Raw genomic sequence first — 19115 nt, 5'->3', positions numbered from 1 at the left:
TATTAACTCCCCGCTTAAAACTCCTGATTTCCCCACTTGCTTTTTAAAATCAAGAACAAGTTTCAATTAAGTTCATGAAGACTTGGTATAGACACCGTAAATATATCAGGCGTTGATTTCACTGTTTATTTTGATTTTGCTATGTTTACCAAAGACTAATAAATTGCTGATTTCTACGGTTGCGATATTGCGTTATATTTTTTCATCAATTGATTAGTGACTTTAGGTAATCAAAATTTTATGTCCCCCAGAAAAGAGGTAACTATGGCTCAAGAAACAGCGCAAGTAAACACAATGACCCTTCCAACCTCCGTGACTCCGCGAGGTGTAGCAGCCACAGAGTTGCGTCCTTGGGGTTCCTTTACCATTTTGGAAGAAGGACGTGGCTACAAGATTAAACGCATTGAAGTCAAGCCAGGGCATCGTCTCAGCTTACAAATGCACCATCACCGCAGCGAGCATTGGATTGTGGTTTCCGGTACTGCTAAGGTTGTTTGTGGCGATGCAGAAGTGCTACTTAGCAATAACCAATCAACCTATGTTCCCCAATGCACAGCACACCGTTTAGAGAATCCTGGTGTCATTCCCCTTGTTTTGATTGAAGTACAAAATGGGGAATACTTGGGCGAAGACGATATTATTCGCTTCCAAGATGATTATTCTCGTATGGGGAAAGGGGAAAATAACTCCTAATTCCTGAATTCTAGACGACCCGGTGGGTCGTCTCTACCTGTGTTGTGTAATTTAATTTTTATAATTTATAATTTTTGTTTGCGAAATAATAGCGATCGCGCATTTTAATGTTTAAGATAGTATTTTAACTTTCCTATTTTGAAGAAGAAATTATTTTTGCCTTTTTCCCATGATTAATTTGAGTCCAACAGCTACTACAGAAATCAAGCGAATGCAGTCAAAGCGTCAGGAAGCAAACATTTGGCTTCGTTTAGCGGTTCAGTCTGGCGGTTGTTTTGGTTTGTTTTACGACATGTCATTTGCCAAGAATCTTGCGGACTCAGAACAAACTTTCAACTGCAACGACATTCAAATTGCGATCGATACTGGAAGCTTAAATTATCTCAATGGGCTAACCCTCGATTATTCCGAAGACCTAGTTGGTGGGGCGTTTCGCTTTCACAATCCCCAAGCCACCTCCACTTGTGGCTGCGGAAATTCGTTTTCGATAGATGGTTAATGGACATTGAGCATTGAAAAAATTTTTAATCTCTTAATCCTCGATTCCAAATTACCCAAATAAAAAATAGTTTGCATAAAACTCTTGGAAAAGATATAATCAGGATTTGTTAAAACTTAGACCATTAAACAGCTTCACTCGCTGTAACTCATGCCAACAATACAGCAGCTTATTAGAACCGAACGCGAAAACGCGCGTCAGAAAACCAAGTCGCCAGCCCTGAAACAATGCCCGCAACGCCGGGGAGTTTGTACCAGGGTATATACGACTACTCCTAAAAAACCTAACTCCGCGCTTCGTAAAGTAGCACGGGTACGTCTAACTTCTGGCTTTGAAGTCACAGCTTACATTCCCGGTATTGGTCACAACTTACAGGAACACTCAGTTGTCATGATTCGTGGTGGTCGGGTTAAGGACTTGCCAGGTGTGAGATACCACATTATTCGCGGCACATTAGATACTGCCGGAGTCAAAGACCGCAAGCAGGGTCGTTCAAAATATGGAACTAAACGTCCCAAACCAGCAAAGAGCTAGAACGCAACCGATTTTAGCAAATACATTTTTGTATTTGTAGCTGATGGGGATAGCTTGCTCAAACTGTGCGGAGGGGCATCTCGTGCAGTCTAAACAAAGCTCAGTTAATGTCCAACGGGATACCGGGAGTCGCTGAGAAGCCTACACTGTAGTGCTTGTAAGCAGTGTAGGAATATGTCACTGTCGCCTTGCTTGTCTGAATTGAAGACAGCAAATTATTGAAGTCAGCGTCGCTGCAACTGTAGTCAGAAGTTGAAACCAGAAGTATTGAATTAACGGCAACTGCCACTAATTATAAAACTTCCAAGGTAATATTCTAGATAGTCTCGTTGCTTTCATCGGAAATTTAAGGGTTAAATATGTCTCGTCGTGGTGTTATTCAAAGGCGACCAGTTCCGCCTGACTCCGTATACAATAGCCGTTTGGTTAGCATGATTATTCGCCGGATTATGCGTCACGGTAAGAAATCTCTAGCTGCGCGGATTGTTTACGATGCAATGAAAACAATTGGAGAGCGCACTGGTGGCGACCCCCTCGAAACATTTGAAAGAGCAGTACGGAATGCCACTCCATTGGTTGAGGTTAAGGCACGACGAGTAGGTGGTGCGACCTACCAGGTGCCAATGGAAGTGCGTAATGAACGCGGTACAACCCTCGCATTACGCTGGTTAGTACAGTATTCTCGCCAACGTGCTGGTCGGACAATGGCAGGTAGACTCGCCAACGAGTTGATGGATGCTGCTAACGAAAGTGGAAGCGCAATTAAAAAGCGTGAAGAAACACACCGGATGGCAGAAGCAAACAAAGCCTTCGCCCATTACCGTTATTAAGCTGGCTGTACTCCTAGCTCGAAAGATAGAGTTTTATCGTCTCTTTGAATTGATAACCGACATATCGCACTGGCTGAATTGCGGTATGCCGGATTTACAAAAAAGTCGGTTTTCCGTAAAAGGATAAAAACTTAACAAAGTGTAATATGCAAGATATCATGGGCGAAAAATATAGGAGGCAGCCGTGGCACGTACCACCCCGCTAGAGAAAGTACGCAATATTGGGATTGCGGCACATATAGACGCGGGTAAAACGACAACAACGGAGAGAATATTATTTTATTCTGGGATAATTCATAAAATTGGTGAAGTACATCAAGGTACTGCCGTTACCGACTGGATGGAACAGGAGCGGGAACGGGGTATTACGATCACAGCTGCGGCGATTAGCACCACCTGGAAAAATCATCAAATTAACATTATCGATACTCCCGGTCACGTAGACTTTACAATTGAAGTTGAACGTTCGATGCGGGTATTAGACGGTGTAATTACTGTTTTGTGTTCGGTAGGTGGCGTACAGCCCCAAACCGAAACTGTATGGAGACAGGCTGACCGTTACAAAGTACCCCGGATTGTTTTTGTAAACAAAATGGATCGTACTGGTGCAAACTTTTATAAGGTTTACGAACAGGTCCGCGATCGCCTTCGTACAAATGCGATTCCCATTCAGTTGCCCATTGGAGCCGAAACAGAATTTTTAGGCTTAGTTGACTTGGTAAAGATGCGTGCATACATCTATACCAACGATAAAGGTACTGATATTCAAGAACAAGACATCCCCGCAGATATGCAGGAAGTCGCAGCAGAATACCGCACCAAGCTGATTGAAGCGGTATCGGAAACCAGCGACGACCTGATGAACAAGTACTTTGAAGGTCAAGCACTTACTGAAGAGGAAATTCATACAGCACTACGTAAAAGTACTGTATCGGGCAGAATTGTGCCCATGCTTTGCGGTTCAGCCTTCAAGAATAAAGGCATACAACTGCTGCTTGACGCAGTTGTTGATTATTTGCCATCCCCCTTAGAAGTCCCAGCAATCCAAGGTCTCCTGCTAAACGGTGATACCGTTGAACGTCATGCGGACGACAACGAACCACTATCAGCACTTGCGTTCAAGATTATGGCTGACCCTTATGGTCGCCTCACGTTTGTTCGCGTTTATTCTGGCATATTGAAAAAAGGTAGTTACGTTCTCAATGCGACAAAAGGCAAGAAAGAACGTATTTCCCGGCTGGTGATATTAAAAGCAGATGAGCGACAAGATGTTGATGAACTGCGGGCTGGGGATTTGGGGGCAGCATTAGGGCTAAAAGACACACTAACTGGTGATACAATTACTGATGAGAACTCGCCAGTAATCCTAGAATCGCTGTTTATTCCAGAGCCGGTAATCTCGGTTGCGGTAGAACCAAAAACCAAGAATGACATGGACAAGCTGTCCAAAGCTCTACAATCACTATCGGAAGAAGACCCAACCTTCCGCGTCAGTATTGACCCGGAAACCAACCAGACCGTAATTGCCGGAATGGGAGAACTACACCTGGAAATTCTTGTAGACCGGATGTTGCGCGAGTTTAAAGTAGAAGCTAATGTGGGTGCGCCACAAGTCGCTTACCGAGAAACAATCCGCAAAGCCGTTACCAAGATAGAAGGGAAATTCATTCGTCAGAGCGGTGGAAAAGGTCAGTATGGTCACGTAGTCATTGACCTCCAACCAGGAGAACCAGGAAGCGGTTTTGAATTTGTCTCCAAAATTGTTGGTGGAACTATACCTAAAGAGTACGTTGGACCAGCAGAAGCGGGGATGAAAGAAAGTTGCGAATCTGGCGTAATTGCAGGCTATCCCCTGATCGATGTCAAAGCGACTCTGGTTGATGGGTCTTACCATGATGTAGACTCTTCAGAAATGGCTTTTAAAATCGCTGGTTCAATGGCGATGAAAGAAGCTGTGATGAAAGCTTCGCCCGTACTATTAGAACCCATGATGAAAGTTGAGGTAGAAGTACCTGAAGACTACCTTGGGGACGTAATGGGTGACCTCAACTCCCGTCGAGGACAAATCGAAGGAATGGGGTCAGAAGAGGGTCTTGCGAAGGTAACTGCTAAAGTCCCATTAGCAGAAATGTTTGGCTACGCTACTGACATTCGGTCAAAAACCCAAGGTCGTGGTATCTTCTCGATGGAGTTTAGCCGTTACGAAGAGGTGCCTCGCAACGTCGCAGAGGCAATCATCGCTAAAAACAAAGGGACCGCATAACTAAAAAAGGAAAGGAAACAAGTATTCATGGCACGCGCAAAGTTTGAACGGAATAAACCCCACGTTAATATCGGTACAATTGGTCACGTTGACCACGGTAAAACCACGCTAACAGCTGCAATTACAATGACCCTGGCAGCAATGGGGGGAGCGGTGGCAAAGGCTTATGACCAAATCGATGCAGCACCCGAAGAGCGGCAACGTGGGATTACGATTAACACTGCTCACGTGGAGTACGAAACTGAAAATCGTCATTATGCCCACGTAGACTGTCCTGGACACGCCGATTATGTGAAAAACATGATTACAGGTGCGGCACAAATGGACGGAGGCATTTTAGTTTGCTCTGCTGCTGACGGTCCAATGCCCCAAACCCGCGAACATATTTTGTTAGCGAAACAGGTTGGTGTACCTAGCCTCGTTGTTTTCTTGAATAAAGAAGACATGGTGGACGACGAAGAGCTTTTGGAACTCGTAGAATTAGAAGTGCGCGAGCTGCTTTCCAGCTATGATTTCCCTGGTGATGACATCCCCATCGTTAAAGGTTCTGGTCTGCAAGCATTGGAAAAAATGACTGCTGCTCCTAAAACAAAGCGTGGTGAAGACAAGTGGGTAGATAAAATCTACGAATTGATGGATGCTGTAGATTCTTACATTCCTACCCCCGAACGCGATATTGACAAACCTTTCTTGATGGCTGTAGAAGACGTTTTCTCCATCTCCGGTCGTGGTACAGTCGCAACCGGACGGATCGAACGTGGAAAAGTTAAAGTTGGTGATAACGTTGAGTTGGTAGGGATTAAAGATACCCGTGCTACTACCGTAACTGGGATCGAGATGTTCAAGAAGAGTCTCGAAGAAGGTATGGCTGGTGACAATGCAGGTCTTTTACTTCGCGGTTTGAAAAAGGAAGAAATCGAGCGTGGAATGGTGCTGGCTAAGGCTGGTTCCATAACTCCTCACACCGAATTTGAAGGCGAAGTGTACGTTTTGACCGAGAAAGAAGGTGGTCGTAAGACTCCTTTCTTTGCAGGTTATCGTCCCCAGTTTTATGTGCGTACAACCGACGTAACTGGTACTATCGATGCCTTCACTTCCGATGATGGTAGTGCAGCCGAAATGGTAATGCCTGGAGACCGCATCAAAATGACTGTGAAATTAATCAATGCGATCGCAATCGAACAAGGTATGCGTTTCGCAATTCGTGAAGGTGGTCGTACCATCGGTGCTGGTGTTGTTTCCAAGATTATTAAATAACACTTTGCACCTTCGTTAAAAAGGAGCGGGGATGATATAATACGTCTCTGCTCTTTTTATGTCCCCAAATCGCATTTTGGATTCTAGATTCTGGCATAAATCCAGAATCCAAAATCCAAAATCTAACATCTGTAGAACCAGGAAAATTTGAGATGGCAACGCTACAACAGCAAAAAATCAGAATTCGTTTGCAAGCTTTTGACCGACGCTTATTAGACACCTCTTGCGAAAAGATTGTAGACACCGCTAACCGCACAAATGCGACAGCAATTGGTCCGATTCCTCTACCAACCAAACGCAAAATTTATTGTGTATTGCGATCGCCCCACGTTGATAAAGATTCTCGCGAACACTTTGAAACCCGTACTCACCGTCGCATTATCGATATTTATCAACCCTCTTCTAAAACAATCGACGCGCTAATGAAGCTAGATTTGCCATCAGGTGTTGATATTGAAGTTAAGTTGTAATTCGTTAGAAGTTAGGAGTTAGGAGTTATATAGTTAGAAAATAGAGACGACCTGATGGGTCGTTTGTACAGGAATTAAGAGTTATTAGACTTTTAACTGCTACTTTTAATAACTTTAGTATTAGCTACTACTCAGTAATAAATAATGATTAACAATACATAGTGTGAATTATTACAAGACCCTGAGAAATATTTCTCAGGGCTTTTTCATTGCAGCAGAACAAAATGATAAAATTGAAAAGGAATACGGAAAGATTAAAGACTTATACCTAATTAAAGATTAAATTTATACCAAAGTAAAAATGGCTTCATCTAAAATAGCAGTTTGCGAGCTACCTTTATTCCCGTTGCCGGAAGTAGTTTTGTTTCCCACAAGACCTTTACCCCTGCATATTTTCGAGTATCGTTACCGAATCATGATGAATACGGTTTTGGAGAGCGATCGCAGGTTTGGAGTGTTGATGATCGATCCAGTTAAAGGCAAAATAGCAGATGTTGGCTGTTGTGCGGAAATAGTTCACCATCAGCGCCTACCCGATGACCGGATGCATGTAGTAACATTAGGACAGCAAAGGTTTCGAGTTCTGGAATACGTTCGTGAAAAGCCTTACCGAGTTGGCTTGGTTGAGTGGATAGAAGACGAGCCACCAACTAAGGATTTAGAGCCGATAGCAACAGATGTTGAACAACTTTTACGAGATGTTGTCCGTTTATCTGCCAAGCTAACCGACAAGAGTATTGAATTACCTGAAGATTTACCAAATTTAGCAGTGGAATTATCTTACTGGGTTGCACATAATTTACATGGTGTACCCCTCGAACAGCAAGCATTATTAGAAATGCGTAGTACTGCTACACGTTTAGAACGGGAAGCGGAAATTTTGACATCAACTCGTAATCATCTCGCTGCCCGTACTGTTCTCAAGGACACCTTTAATCAAAAGTTATAATTGGTTAGTGGTTAGTGGTTAGTGGTTAGAGAACTCCACATAAAGAAATGCTCTTCGGTGATTCTGTAGCAAGCTACAGCATGACAACACAGGATCATTTTTTATTTTGTGGCTTACTCTTAGTGGTTAGTGGTTAATGGTGAATTAATTGATTTTTTAGTTCAGAACAAAAAACAACTAACTCAAAACTCCTAACTATTAACTAAATTACATCGGTTGACAAAACGTTATAGCTACCAAAAATTTTGAGGACTTCGGTGTAGGTTAACAATTCTGTTAGTGCCGATTGTAGTAGTGGTTCCTTAAAATTTGCTTCAATATCAATAAAAAACAAATACTCCCCTAAAGAACGCTTAGTTGGACGTGACTCAATTCGACTTAGATTAATTCCTAAGTGCGCGAATACTTGCAGTGTTTTTGCTAATGCACCAGGAACGTTAGCGGCAACGCTGAATGCTAAGGAAGTGTGACTGGCATCTGATTGGGATATTAAAGACTGTTCTTCTAAATTTTTGTTTTGGCTAACTTTGTTTTGACTAATTTTGTTTTGACTAACCACCCAAAAGCGAGTAAAGTTTTCAGGACGGTCATTTATGCCGCTAGCCAATGTTGGTAAATTATAAAGCTGTGCTGCCCTTTCTGAAGAGATAGCAGCCGCACTTAAATCTGTTTCCAGCCTTTCTAATGCTTCAGTTGTCGAATTAGTTGCCATTAATTGTACATTAGGAAGAAAACGTTCCAACCATCCCTGACATTGTGCCAAAGCTTGCGGATGCGAGTATACGATTTTGATATTCCCTAAATCGGTAGCACAGGAAATGAGTACGTGAACAATGGGCATAACCAAAGCCAAACGAATTTGCAAATTATCTAGCTGCCACATAGCATCCATTGTCATTGTGACGCTACCTTCAATCGAATTTTCAGCAGGAACCACAGCTAATTGTACCTTTCCCTCTGCAACTGCTCTGATTGATTGGGCAATACTCGGATAAGGACACAGAATAGCTTGCTCTCTTGTTGTTTTTGTCAACCAATTTACATAAAAAAGGGCTGCTTGTTCGCTATGGTTTCCTGATGGTCCTAAATGTGCAATTGATAGATTCATATATTTTTGCCTAAATTAAAAACTTAATTCATAAATTTAGCTTAGATGTTCTGATACACTATTTTTAATCCATATTTTACTTGGATTTTAGCTGTGTCGATTTTGACTGTATAGTGCTGTTAATACTTATTCTATTGATAGTAATTTAATTATAAAATTTTATTACTAAAAGTTGATTAAATTCCAGTAATAATGTTTTCTAATTTTTATAAAGTGCGGATATGGCTTGATCTATTTTTTTGCTTGTAGGGAAAAGAAGATTTTGAGCCACAAACATACAGTCAAAAATATTAAAATATTAAACAGGTAATTTAATAATTTCATGGCTACCACCTTTAACGCCTTACAATCGGTAGAAATGACTGTTCCAGAGCAGCCAATTCACATTCAGCATTATCTTCGCCAACCCCAGCGCTTAGTTTATGCTCTTGTTGAAACTGACAGAATTAAGCAGCTTTCGGAAGAAGTGTTTCGCCTGAAAATGCGTCCACTTACTTTTATTTCCATCAGCATTCAACCGACAGTTGATATGAGGGTTTGGGCAGAACCAAGTGGAGTTATTAGACTACAATCTATAGCTTGTGAAATATTGGGTTTTGAATATATTAACCAACGCTTTAGTCTCAATTTAGAAGGATATTTATCCCTAGAAGAAAATTTATCCGTAACAAACTTGAAAGGGAGGGCTGACTTACAGGTAACAATAGATTTACCTGCACCATTCTGCTTCACTCCGAAAGCAATTTTGGAAACGGCTGGTAATGGTTTGCTTAAAAGTGTCTTATTAACAATTAAACAAAGATTATTATATCAATTACTAGCAGACTATAGCCGTTGGGTAGAGTCACAGACTAAAAATGTGCAAACTACTGGTATAACAACTAATGGCAATTGTCAAGAATTGCCAATACTAAATATCGAATAGGATTCAGGGTTGATTTGGATGCGGAGATATGTTGAGCGATCGCGCATTAAATTTACATCCGAATACCTGGGCAAAATACCCTAGAGTTTTTCGTGAAGTATGTCTCCCCGGAAACTTCTCTCCGCACCACAATACTTTTAAAAGATTTTCAGCTTATCAAGCCTTGGGTAAGTTTAAGATACATTGGATTTTGCCCAATCCCTAATTTTGACAGGGGCTGAAGGATTTGCGATGTAAGCGTGAAACTCCATGCTCCTGTAATGCTGCTAAATGACGTTGGCTGCCGTAACCTTTATTACGTGCTAAATCGTACATAGGATAATTAACAGCTAGTCGCAATATCAAATCATCACGCCATACTTTTGCAAGAATACTTGCTGCTGCGATCGCAAGAGATAGAGAATCACCCTTAACAATTGTTTGCTGTGACATTGGTAAACCAGTAACAAGCTGATTTCCATCAATTAAACAAAGTGTGGGCTGTACTGAAAGTTTGAGTACAGCCCGTTTCATTGCTAATAAAGATGCCTGCAAGATGTTTAGTTGGTCAATTTCAGCAGTTGAAGCAAAACCAATTCTCCAATCGCAAGCTAGCGTAGCAATCTGGCGAGCTAGCTGATTTCGGCGCGATGGCGACAATTTTTTACTGTCATTGATTCCTGCTGTCATCAGGGAAAGCAAAGCACTTTGCGGCAATACAACTGCTGCTGCAACTACAGGACCAAATAATGCCCCTCGTCCAACTTCATCAACACCTGCAATTATTCCTTGTGTATTCCACAAAGTAGATAATTCTAACCAGTGTGATTCAGTTGGAAATAGAGGTAATTCAACAACAGTTGTTTGCCTTTTTTTAACCATAACGACTATTGGATGCCAACATCAATCATCTCCAGCAGAGGAACGACGACGACGACGACGATTGGGTGTTCCACTTGCTTCGCTGTCATCGATCGCATTAAAAGTTTCTTCTTGTTGCGGAATTGGTTGGACTTCAATTTCGGCTTCAATTTCGACTTCAATTGGTTCCTCATCATCAATTTCTATTAAAGGTTCAGGTTCAGGTTCCCTAGAAAATTTGACTGGGGCAGGTATTGGTAAAGTTGAGATAGATGCAGATGTTTCTTGTGGTTCCGGAGGTTCTGAGGAAGAAGTTTGACCTGGTAAGGTGACGTTAATAATAACCGATTTAGGACTTTTGACTTCCCGATTTAAGCGGATTAATGGCGAAACTCCCATCAATGCGTAGACATCCTGTTCGTCTGTGGTCATTTCTACCGAAACAATTTCCGGTGGTTCGACGACTGGCTTGATTGGCTCAAGCTTTGTTTTCGTACGGTTGTCGTAGATTGTTGCTTTTGGAGCATCAATGCGATCGCCCCAAGGTGATTTACTAACACCCAAGGTTGGTAGTTCTGTCACTCCTCCCATTTCGGTATCCGTATCATCATCGAAGTCGGAATCTTTTACAAACGATACGGGGGTTCCCGCTACCCGTTGTTCTTCTTTTAGTGTGCCTCCGTTTATACCTCCAATTCGCTGGCGACGACGGACACGACGATTTTTATCGCCTAATTCTTGATAGCTGGGATGGTTGACAAGACTTAAAGAATTAAACTCTGGTTCGGCAGCAGTATCAAACCCTTCATTATAGGAGTCGTAGTTTTCCCGTGGATAGTTTTCCCGTGGTTCGCTGTTGATGCGGGCAACTGGCATCCTAGTTTCACGCGGTTGCGGCATTGGTGATGGCGAGACGAAACGTTCGGGTATTTCTACTGGGGAGGGAGCATTGCGGCTTTCTCCTTCTCCAGGCAAATTCACGATATGTCCTAAACCACCACATGTCTGGCAAGTTTGACCGAATAACTCGTAAATATTTTGACCTTGGCGTTTACGTGTAAGTTCGACTAAACCTAATTCGGTTAACTGGGCAATCTGAGGACGTGCTTTGTCGGCTTTTAGGGCTTTATTAAAGTGCTCGAGAACCTGTAACTGGTCGCGTCGCGATTCCATATCAATGAAATCGACTACAATCACACCCGCAATATTACGCAAACGCAATTGACGGGCTATCTCGGTTGCGGCTTCGCAGTTTGTCCAGAGTACAGTTTCCCTCGCGGTTGCGGAGCGGGTAAAGGAACCGGAGTTGACATCAATTACTGTTAATGCTTCGGTCGGTTCGATAATGATATAACCACCGGAAGGTAAATCGACTCTCGGTTTGAGAGCTTCTTTAATGGCGGCACTGATGCGGAAGTACTCGAGTATGGGAGTGCGATCGCGATGGTGGTCAATCAATAATCCTTGTGGTGTTTGTCCTCCACTCCAGTTCTGCAAGTACTGCTTGACTCGCTTCAATCCGGTACTAGAATCAACGACAATTCGGTTGACATCTGCACCGTACATATCTCGAAGAACACGCTGAATAAAGTCGTCATCGCGGTTGAGCAATGCTGGGGCACGGGTTGACTGTGCTTCTTGCTGAATTACTTCCCACTGCTTTTGTAAAACTTCTAAGTCTTCAATAATTGCTTCTTCAGGTTTGCCTTCGGCTTCGGTACGAACAAGTAAACCCATTCCCGCAGGTTTAATTAAAATCGCTAGTGCCCGTAAACGGTTGCGCTCGTTCTCGTTTTTGATCCGACGGGATAAATTGACACCTCTACCGTAGGGCATCAAAACAACGTAACGACCCGGTAAGGTAATGTTACCTGTTAATCTTGGTCCCTTGCTGCCTGTCGGCTCCTTCATTACCTGCACCAAAACTTTCTGTTGTGGTGTTAATAATTCAGTAATTGCCGCAGCACTGCGTTTTAATCGTAACGGTCCTAAATCAGTAACGTGAATAAAACCATTACGTTCGGGGTCGCCGATATTTACGAACGCAGCATCAATACCAGGTAAAACGTTTTCGACAACACCTAAGTAAATATCACCAATTTGGTGATGTCCCGTAGCAACTACGAGTTCTTGTATTTGGTCTTCAGAAAAGACCGCAGCAATTTGATGCTGCTCGGCAATGATAATTTGTTTTGGCATTCAATTTCCTTAAAAATTGGCAGCGCAATCGATTCTGGAGGTTGGTTATCCATCTTTCCCTCTACTTCGATGTTTTGCTGCTAGTAATAACAAGTGCTTGTCTCAAGTTATATGGGGGAAGCTATCGACACAACGGCAAGCGCATTTGCTCGCAAGGAGCATCGTCTAACTACGCTTAATTACACCTACGTTCCAGAACGGCTGCATAAAGTTTTAAGCAATAATAATCATCTACTCGTGGTTATTTTTGCTGCAATGCTGTATCTAAAATAGTCTCAGTAAAAAGTTCTGTTCGTTGCAAAAAGCAGAAGCTTGTCCTTTCGGATAAGTGGTTTTGAGAACGTTTCAGAGCCAAAAGCTTGTTATGGTGGTGGCAGGCTGTGATGACAGACTAAAGTCACCAAACAATACAAACTAATTCTTTCTTTCTTTCTTTGTTCCCAGGATTGCTCCTTAGGCACATTAAATCGATAATATCCAGTCTGCAAAGTCGGAAGAAACCGGAGTCGGTAGCTGTCTTTTCGCTTTAGACTAGCTTAAACTCTACGGAAAGGATTACAGCAAAGCGGCAATCATTTTACTGTACCCGCAGGTTGGACTACAGTCACTGCCTCGTTTACAGAAATTTTCACACCCGATAAGATGAGGTATTAGTAAAAATACTTATAGAACTCATAAAACCTCGCGGGATGCGGGAAACTTAAGTCACTTTTAGTGCTTCCTAGGGAAGCGACACGAGTGATTTTAACTACAGTATTTTTTATGCTGGTTTTTAAATGGATATAATCCCAGGAACCCTTACGGGTTCGCCACTTTGGCGGGACGGAAACCGACACCGCCAAGTGGACTCACCAGCAAACCTGTTTAAGTCCCCTCGCTCAACACAGTTAAGATGTCTTGGCTCAAACCAACACTATTAACAAGATAGTTTGAAGATAGTCCGAACTAGGGAAACATTCGGAAGTTCGTACCAAACTGTGTCTTAGTGAGCTAGTCAAACACGTAAGCCCTGTTACTTACAAGCTCAGTCCCTTTAGGGCTGAGTTATTGACCAAGTGTGGATTCGACATTCAGCAATTGTTTTAAAAAGATATAGCGAGAATTGCTGACGGAGCGTAATTTAGCTTACTGATTCATAAAAATAGCTGTAAGCGAGAGAGTGCTATCTAATCTACACGGCTGATATCCGGGAAAAATCCTAGAAATTACACTCTGAAATCTTTGCTCTTCTGCCCTGAATATTAGGGTTAATGAATCAGTTCGCTCAATGCATCGCCAGAAAATTTCTCTTCATCCCATTCTAACGCAACCTTGCAAAAAATCAATTCCTTCATCTCAAATTTAGATGACAACAAATTGAGCCGTTGCCTTCTTTTAGTTTAATCCCGCAAAATCAGAGTACATCGATGTACATGCAGGAGTTGGAATTCACCGCCTGTGATTTCTTCTAGCATAAACAGGATTTGTTCGGGACGCAACAGAGTACCATCGTTACGACAGCTACCCATATATCGCAGTTTGACTGCATAATCGACAATGCTTGTTGAATTTTCGACTAATTCTAATTCAAACAGGCGATCGCGTAGGTTAACTGAGTGGGTTTTTCCAGATTTGGTTGTTTGTTCGCACCAAATTTCCGGTTTTGCTTTGATTGTATCAATCCAAAGCTGCCACTGTGTCGAGGGTATTTGCTCGGTTACGGCGATGGTAATCTCATATTCGGCAGCTTCGAGAACCTGGGTTGCGGCAGGTGCTTTCAAATCGAGTTCTACCACATTATAGATTGGGATATCGTCAGGTAGTGCTTTTACAAGTTGTGTGCGGAAATTTTCGACATCAACAATTTGTGTTAGCTCAAAATCGACGACTTCACCGCTACTGGTTGCACCTAATGGTAGGGCATTTGCTAAACATATGCGGGGATTGGGATGGAATCCACCTGTAAATGCAATTGGTAATCCTGCCCGTCGCACGACGCGATCGAATAACCGCATGATGTCCAAGTGTCCAATCAATGACATATCTCCAAGTTTACCAAACCAAATCCGCAAACGCTGAACTTTGTTGGTATTGGGGACAAAATCACCTGCAAATTTGGGAATGGGAAGGGCTTCGATGACGATATTATGACCGAAGTCAGTTCCACAAACACCACAGTGAGAACATCCTTCAAAGGAACAATCGGGAATTGTTGCGGCTTCCAGGGCACGTTGTAAGTCTTCTTGGAGCCATTTTTTCTCTATCCCGGTGTCGATGTGGTCCCAGGGGAGGGGATAATTGAGGGAGTGGGGGAGTAGGGAATTGGGAATATTTTGCTTTTCCGCATTTTCTCCAACTGTTTGCCCATCGCTAAATAAATTCCACTCACCATTTTCGACTTGGCGATATTTGAATGATAAACCGGCTTCGGTAATGGCTTGTTCCCAGGCAGCAAAAGCTTTATCTGCGCTTTCATACCAAGAATCCATACCAGCACCTAGTTCCCAGGCTCTTTTGACTACTGTACCGAGAGTGCGATCGCCCCGTCCGATAAAGTCTTCCATTGCGGAAATCCGAACGTCGGTGTAGTTGACTTTTACCCCGCGTAGGTTGCGGAATTCTCGACGCAATAATTTTTGCTTGCGTTCAAATTCGCCTGTGGCTACGGAATGCCATTGAAATGGGGTATGGGGTTTGGGGGTAAAGTTAGAAATTGTTAAGTTAAAGTTTAACGGCTTTCTACCTCTGCCTCGACATTCCCGTTGCAACCAAGCGACTGTTTCCACGATTCCCAAAACATCAATGTCGGTTTCGCCAGGTAAACCAATCATGAAGTAAAGCTTGATTTTGTCCCAGCCTTGTTCCCAAGCTGTTTTGACTCCGCGTAATAATTCTTCGTTGGTTAAACCCTTATTGACAATATCGCGCATCCGTTGCGTTCCGGCTTCTGGGGCAAAGGTTAAACTACCTTGTCGCGTTCCACCCAATATGTTGGCAATATTTTCGTCAAACCGATCTACCCTTTGGCTGGGCAACGAAAGCGATATATTTTCATCTTTTAAGCGGTTTTTGATTTCCATTCCTACTGCTGGTAGGGCTAGATAATCGGAGCAGGATAGGGATAGTAAGGAAAACTCGTTATAACCAGTGTCCCTCATTCCCTTGGTGATGGCTTCCACAACCTTTTCGGGTTCGACATCGCGGGCTGGACGGGTAAGCATTCCTGGTTGGCAGAAACGACATCCCCTGGTACAACCACGACGAATCTCTATTGTCAAGCGGTCGTGGACAGTTTCAACGTAGGGAACAAGTCCGATTGAGTATGCTGGAATTGGAGTTGCGACTCGGCGTAAAATTCGTTTGGGTACATCGGTACGGTTTGGGTGAACCGAGCCATTTGGGGCTAAGTTGTAGAATCTGGGTACGTAAACACCAGGTATTTGTGCCAAGTCGAGTAATAACTCTTCGCGACTCAAACAATTGGTCTTACCTTCTTCCAGAACTAAACCGATTTCCGGTAAAAGTTCTTCGCCGTCACCCAAGGCGATAAAATCGAAGAAGTCACTGTATGGTTCGGGATTTGATGTTGCTGTTTGACCACCTGCAAAAATCAGGGGGTAATTGCCAGCGTCGCGTTCTTCCCCGATGAGGGGAATGCCTGCCAAATCCAGCATTTCCAGGATATTTGTTGCCCCTAGCTCATAACTGAGACTAAAGCCTAAAATATCAAATTCACGTAGCGATCGCTTGGACTCGACTGCAAACAATGGTGTTTCGGTTGTCCGTAATTTGCTTGCTAAGTCAGGTGCTGGTAAATAAGCGCGATCGCACAATTGTCTGGGTTGGGCATTCAGGATATTATAGAGGATGATATGCCCTAAGTTTGATGCACCAACTTCATAAATTTCTGGATAGGTTAGTACCCAGCGAACCTCAGCTTGGTGCCAAGGTTTATGAATTGAGCCAAGTTCGTTGCCTAAGTAACGTCCTGGCTTGAGAATATCCGGTGTGATTAATTCTTTTACTGCAACTGCCACGTCTCGCTATCTTCTAGCTAATTTAAAAGTTAGGGCGCTCCACATCCAACTTAGCATTTATTCGGGGTGTTGAGATATCTCAAGTTATCCCTTTGATACTGGATTAGTATTTTTTGCTCTATTTGGGGTGAAACTGTCGCTGCACCAAATGGTTTTCTCATCCTACACTTAATTACACCCTTGTCAAGAAGGATGCTAGATAGATAATTAAGCATCAGAGTCTAATATTTCGTCTAATATCTCAAATACACGATCGAGTTGGGTTAGTTCAAAAATTATTCGCTGTGCTGGGGAGACAGAACAGAGACAAAAGCGCTTGTTTAGAGCTTGTGCAAGTTTGAGAGATGAGACTAGTGACATTAAACCAGCGCTGTCGAAGGATTCGACATGCTTGAGGTTTACTAGTAAGGCTTGAACTCCGTCATGTCTCAAGGCTGTTGTCAAGTCGCGCTCAAATTCCAAGGCATTTGCCGCGTTCAAGCTACCTTGAGGAGCTACTGTTGTAAATTTCGTTTGACTAAGTACTGCTTGCATAATTAATTCCTATGTACCTATTTAAAGTTCTCAAACTCTAAAGATAGATGTATTTGACCATAAACTGTTTTCCTTGTCATCGACCATTCGTTTGACATATCTTTGTTGAATCTTTATTACTTGATAGTTTTAGTTTAAAGATTACGATCGCCATTGGGGAAATTGTATTTTCAGATACTTTTTTAAGTTGACATTCGACCAAGAATAACACAGTTGAAATAAACCGCCTTCGCTTAATCTTAATTTAATGGCTAATTAACTAAACCTTTTCTTATCACTGGTTGATTTTGAAAGACTTTTATTGTAATTGGAAAATAGTGACTTCTGATGTTGGTGACACCTGGTAAATATAGTATCTTGGTTATGGGTTAAATCACTTAATAGCTGCGATCGCAATCACAGATAGAAAGATAAATGCATCACATTTTATACCTAGTCGCACCTGGGATAATGACTATAAAACTAGTTTAGGCTTGATGCTATGTACACAAAATATGCTATCCGTCAATTGGTAGAAAAGGCTCTAGATATTAAAAAATTAACTCCGGAGATTGAGAATGAAATAAATTATGAGTTAACAGCAATGGGTTATATTTCTGACGTTGACTATGAAGCGTTGGAATTACTAATGTCAGAAATGGATGCTGGAAGAGTTCAGTTAGTCTCTAGTCGTTGATTATATTTTGATGGTGAAATTTTTAACTTACTTGATTGGGTATGGTTGTTGATAAATTGCTAACTAACTATAACCAGGCAAAAGTAAAAAGTAGAAGGTTCTTTAAGTAAAAATTACTAGTAAAGACAGATTATTTCATAAATTTTTCAGCTATTTGTTTAGATGATAGCTTTATTTTGGTTACTCCTAACTAGTGATTTTTTTCTGTCGTAAGTATGATTTCAGTATCGGTATGGAGATTCTTGGTAAATTCTATGTATTGTATAGAGACATAGAAATGATGAATAAATGCGATCGCATCACAGCATTTATCTAATTTTGTTTTGGGAATATTGCCATAATTGTTGAATAAATTGGTTTAACTGCTGTTTTGCGACTCCTAAGAGTTCTGGCTTTGGCTCTTTAAATATTACTTGACTTAAAAACTCAATCGTATCAGTATCTAAAGCTGGGCGAAATGAATCTACCGACCATAATATATCGTTTGCACCACGCAAATCGTTAACCAATGGAATTTCCTGGGTAAAGTCTACCAGTAATAATGGACGTACCCAGCAAAGTTGGCGAGAAACAACAACTTGAATCAGTTCAGCATATAAACGAGAGCGATCGCGTATGTCTTTGATATTGCCGCAGCTTCGTGACTCCAAAGAAGTATCGCATTCTAAAAATAAAATTTGTCCTGATTGGAAATTTAGGTTATCATCCATACTCAACTGGGGATAGAGGCTAAAAATATTGTTGCTATTTCCATTTTATTCGTAATAATCAACCTAAAGGAATAATAATTTTAGCTTTGTCAGCATTTACAATCTAATGTTATAGAATAAAATAGCAACTGTTCAAAAATTTGAGCAAAGCCTTTTCTGTAGTCATAGAAAAACTTTCATAGTAGAGAATTGTGTCAGTCGAAACTATTCAAAAGCCTTCAACAACTAGAAAGATAGCTCCTCGGTATCGCGTTTTACTCCATAACGACGACTACAACTCGATGGAGTATGTGGTGCAAACCCTTATCACCACAGTCACAAGTCTTAGCCAACCGCAAGCTGTCAGCATTATGATGGAAGCTCATAGTAATGGTACTGCCCTAGTTATTACTTGCGCTCAGGAACATGCCGAGTTTTATTGCGAAAGCCTAAAAGAAAAAGGTTTAAGCAGTTCTATCGAACCTGATCAATAAAAAGAAAACCTGCATACCAAGTTTCGGTCAAAGTTGAATTAGTGTGATTAAAGCAAAATAATCTTGTTGAAGACGCGAATAGCCAAATTTAACCCAATGGCTTTAAAATCGTTTCTTCAGTAGATGCTCGTAAACTTGG

Annotated in this window: 18 protein-coding genes; 12 read left to right on the top strand and 6 right to left on the bottom strand. The window is 42.0% G+C overall.

What is annotated here, in order from left to right; genetic code table 11:
- Positions 1-264: 264 nt before the first annotated feature.
- The 8 genes from CK510_RS03075 (at position 265) to CK510_RS03040 (ending at position 7495) form a co-directional block, all read left to right on the top strand.
- Positions 265-693 (top strand): phosphomannose isomerase type II C-terminal cupin domain, encoded by a 429-nt coding sequence (locus CK510_RS03075; protein WP_245911822.1) that lies wholly within the window; start codon positions 265-267, stop codon positions 691-693.
- 169 nt (positions 694-862) lie between these two features.
- Positions 863-1192, top strand: a complete 330-nt coding sequence (locus CK510_RS03070) for a HesB/IscA family protein (protein ID WP_095720295.1) — start codon at positions 863-865, stop codon at positions 1190-1192.
- A 150-nt stretch (positions 1193-1342) separates the two neighbouring features.
- Positions 1343-1726: a 30S ribosomal protein S12 gene (gene rpsL / locus CK510_RS03065; protein ID WP_095720294.1), complete on the top strand. Its 384-nt coding sequence runs from the start codon at positions 1343-1345 to the stop codon at positions 1724-1726.
- Between the two features lie 359 nt (positions 1727-2085).
- Positions 2086-2556 (top strand): 30S ribosomal protein S7, encoded by a 471-nt coding sequence (rpsG, locus tag CK510_RS03060; protein WP_095720293.1) that lies wholly within the window; start codon positions 2086-2088, stop codon positions 2554-2556.
- Between the two features lie 184 nt (positions 2557-2740).
- Complete coding sequence (gene fusA, locus CK510_RS03055; protein ID WP_095720292.1) at positions 2741-4819, top strand: elongation factor G; 2079 nt, start codon at positions 2741-2743, stop codon at positions 4817-4819.
- Positions 4820-4846: 27 nt separating this feature from the next.
- Positions 4847-6076, top strand: a complete 1230-nt coding sequence (gene tuf / locus CK510_RS03050; protein ID WP_095720291.1) for an elongation factor Tu — start codon at positions 4847-4849, stop codon at positions 6074-6076.
- Positions 6077-6228: 152 nt separating this feature from the next.
- A complete protein-coding gene (gene rpsJ, locus CK510_RS03045) occupies positions 6229-6546 on the top strand; it encodes a 30S ribosomal protein S10 (protein WP_010998474.1) in 318 nt (105 codons plus the stop codon).
- A gap of 301 nt (positions 6547-6847) precedes the next feature.
- Positions 6848-7495, top strand: a complete 648-nt coding sequence (locus CK510_RS03040; protein WP_095720290.1) for an LON peptidase substrate-binding domain-containing protein — start codon at positions 6848-6850, stop codon at positions 7493-7495.
- A 202-nt stretch (positions 7496-7697) separates the two neighbouring features.
- Here CK510_RS03040 and pheA read toward each other — a convergent pair whose 3' ends face one another.
- The gene (pheA, locus tag CK510_RS03035; protein WP_095720289.1) at positions 7698-8603 is read right to left on the bottom strand and encodes a prephenate dehydratase; all 906 of its coding nucleotides are present in this window, start codon (positions 8601-8603) and stop codon (positions 7698-7700) included.
- A gap of 322 nt (positions 8604-8925) precedes the next feature.
- Between pheA and CK510_RS03030 the strand changes: the two genes are divergently transcribed.
- Positions 8926-9528 (top strand): DUF1997 domain-containing protein, encoded by a 603-nt coding sequence (locus tag CK510_RS03030; RefSeq protein WP_095720288.1) that lies wholly within the window; start codon positions 8926-8928, stop codon positions 9526-9528.
- A gap of 201 nt (positions 9529-9729) precedes the next feature.
- Here CK510_RS03030 and CK510_RS03025 read toward each other — a convergent pair whose 3' ends face one another.
- Together CK510_RS03025 and rne are read right to left on the bottom strand one after the other, a co-directional pair.
- Positions 9730-10389: a ribonuclease HII gene (locus CK510_RS03025; RefSeq protein WP_095720287.1), complete on the bottom strand. Its 660-nt coding sequence runs from the start codon at positions 10387-10389 to the stop codon at positions 9730-9732.
- Positions 10390-10410: 21 nt separating this feature from the next.
- Complete coding sequence (gene rne, locus CK510_RS03020) at positions 10411-12567, bottom strand: ribonuclease E (RefSeq protein WP_095720286.1); 2157 nt, start codon at positions 12565-12567, stop codon at positions 10411-10413.
- A 93-nt stretch (positions 12568-12660) separates the two neighbouring features.
- Between rne and CK510_RS30815 the strand changes: the two genes are divergently transcribed.
- Positions 12661-12840 carry a hypothetical protein gene (locus CK510_RS30815; RefSeq protein ID WP_143289206.1) on the top strand — a complete coding sequence of 60 codons (180 nt, stop codon included), beginning with the start codon at positions 12661-12663 and terminating at the stop codon, positions 12838-12840.
- Positions 12841-13946: 1106 nt separating this feature from the next.
- On the opposite strand, the gene CK510_RS03015 is transcribed toward CK510_RS30815, so the two are convergent.
- Together CK510_RS03015 and CK510_RS03010 are read right to left on the bottom strand one after the other, a co-directional pair.
- The gene (locus tag CK510_RS03015) at positions 13947-16583 is read right to left on the bottom strand and encodes a TIGR03960 family B12-binding radical SAM protein (protein ID WP_095720285.1); all 2637 of its coding nucleotides are present in this window, start codon (positions 16581-16583) and stop codon (positions 13947-13949) included.
- 207 nt (positions 16584-16790) lie between these two features.
- Entirely contained in the window at positions 16791-17117 is a 327-nt protein-coding gene (locus CK510_RS03010) for an STAS domain-containing protein (RefSeq protein WP_095720284.1), read from the bottom strand.
- Between the two features lie 481 nt (positions 17118-17598).
- Here CK510_RS03010 and CK510_RS03005 point away from each other — a divergent pair, with 481 nt between their 5' ends.
- Positions 17599-17793 (top strand): hypothetical protein, encoded by a 195-nt coding sequence (locus CK510_RS03005; protein ID WP_095720283.1) that lies wholly within the window; start codon positions 17599-17601, stop codon positions 17791-17793.
- 308 nt (positions 17794-18101) lie between these two features.
- Here CK510_RS03005 and CK510_RS03000 read toward each other — a convergent pair whose 3' ends face one another.
- Entirely contained in the window at positions 18102-18503 is a 402-nt protein-coding gene (locus CK510_RS03000; RefSeq protein WP_095720282.1) for a hypothetical protein, read from the bottom strand.
- A gap of 191 nt (positions 18504-18694) precedes the next feature.
- On the opposite strand from CK510_RS03000, the gene clpS reads away from it, so the two are divergent.
- Positions 18695-18976 (top strand): ATP-dependent Clp protease adapter ClpS, encoded by a 282-nt coding sequence (gene clpS, locus CK510_RS02995; RefSeq protein ID WP_095720281.1) that lies wholly within the window; start codon positions 18695-18697, stop codon positions 18974-18976.
- The last annotated feature ends 139 nt before the right edge of the window (positions 18977-19115 follow it).

This window comes from Brunnivagina elsteri CCALA 953 (genome assembly GCF_002289455.1).
Lineage (GTDB): Bacteria > Cyanobacteriota > Cyanobacteriia > Cyanobacteriales > Nostocaceae > Brunnivagina > Brunnivagina elsteri.
This window is presented reverse-complemented; position numbering and strand designations above follow the sequence as displayed.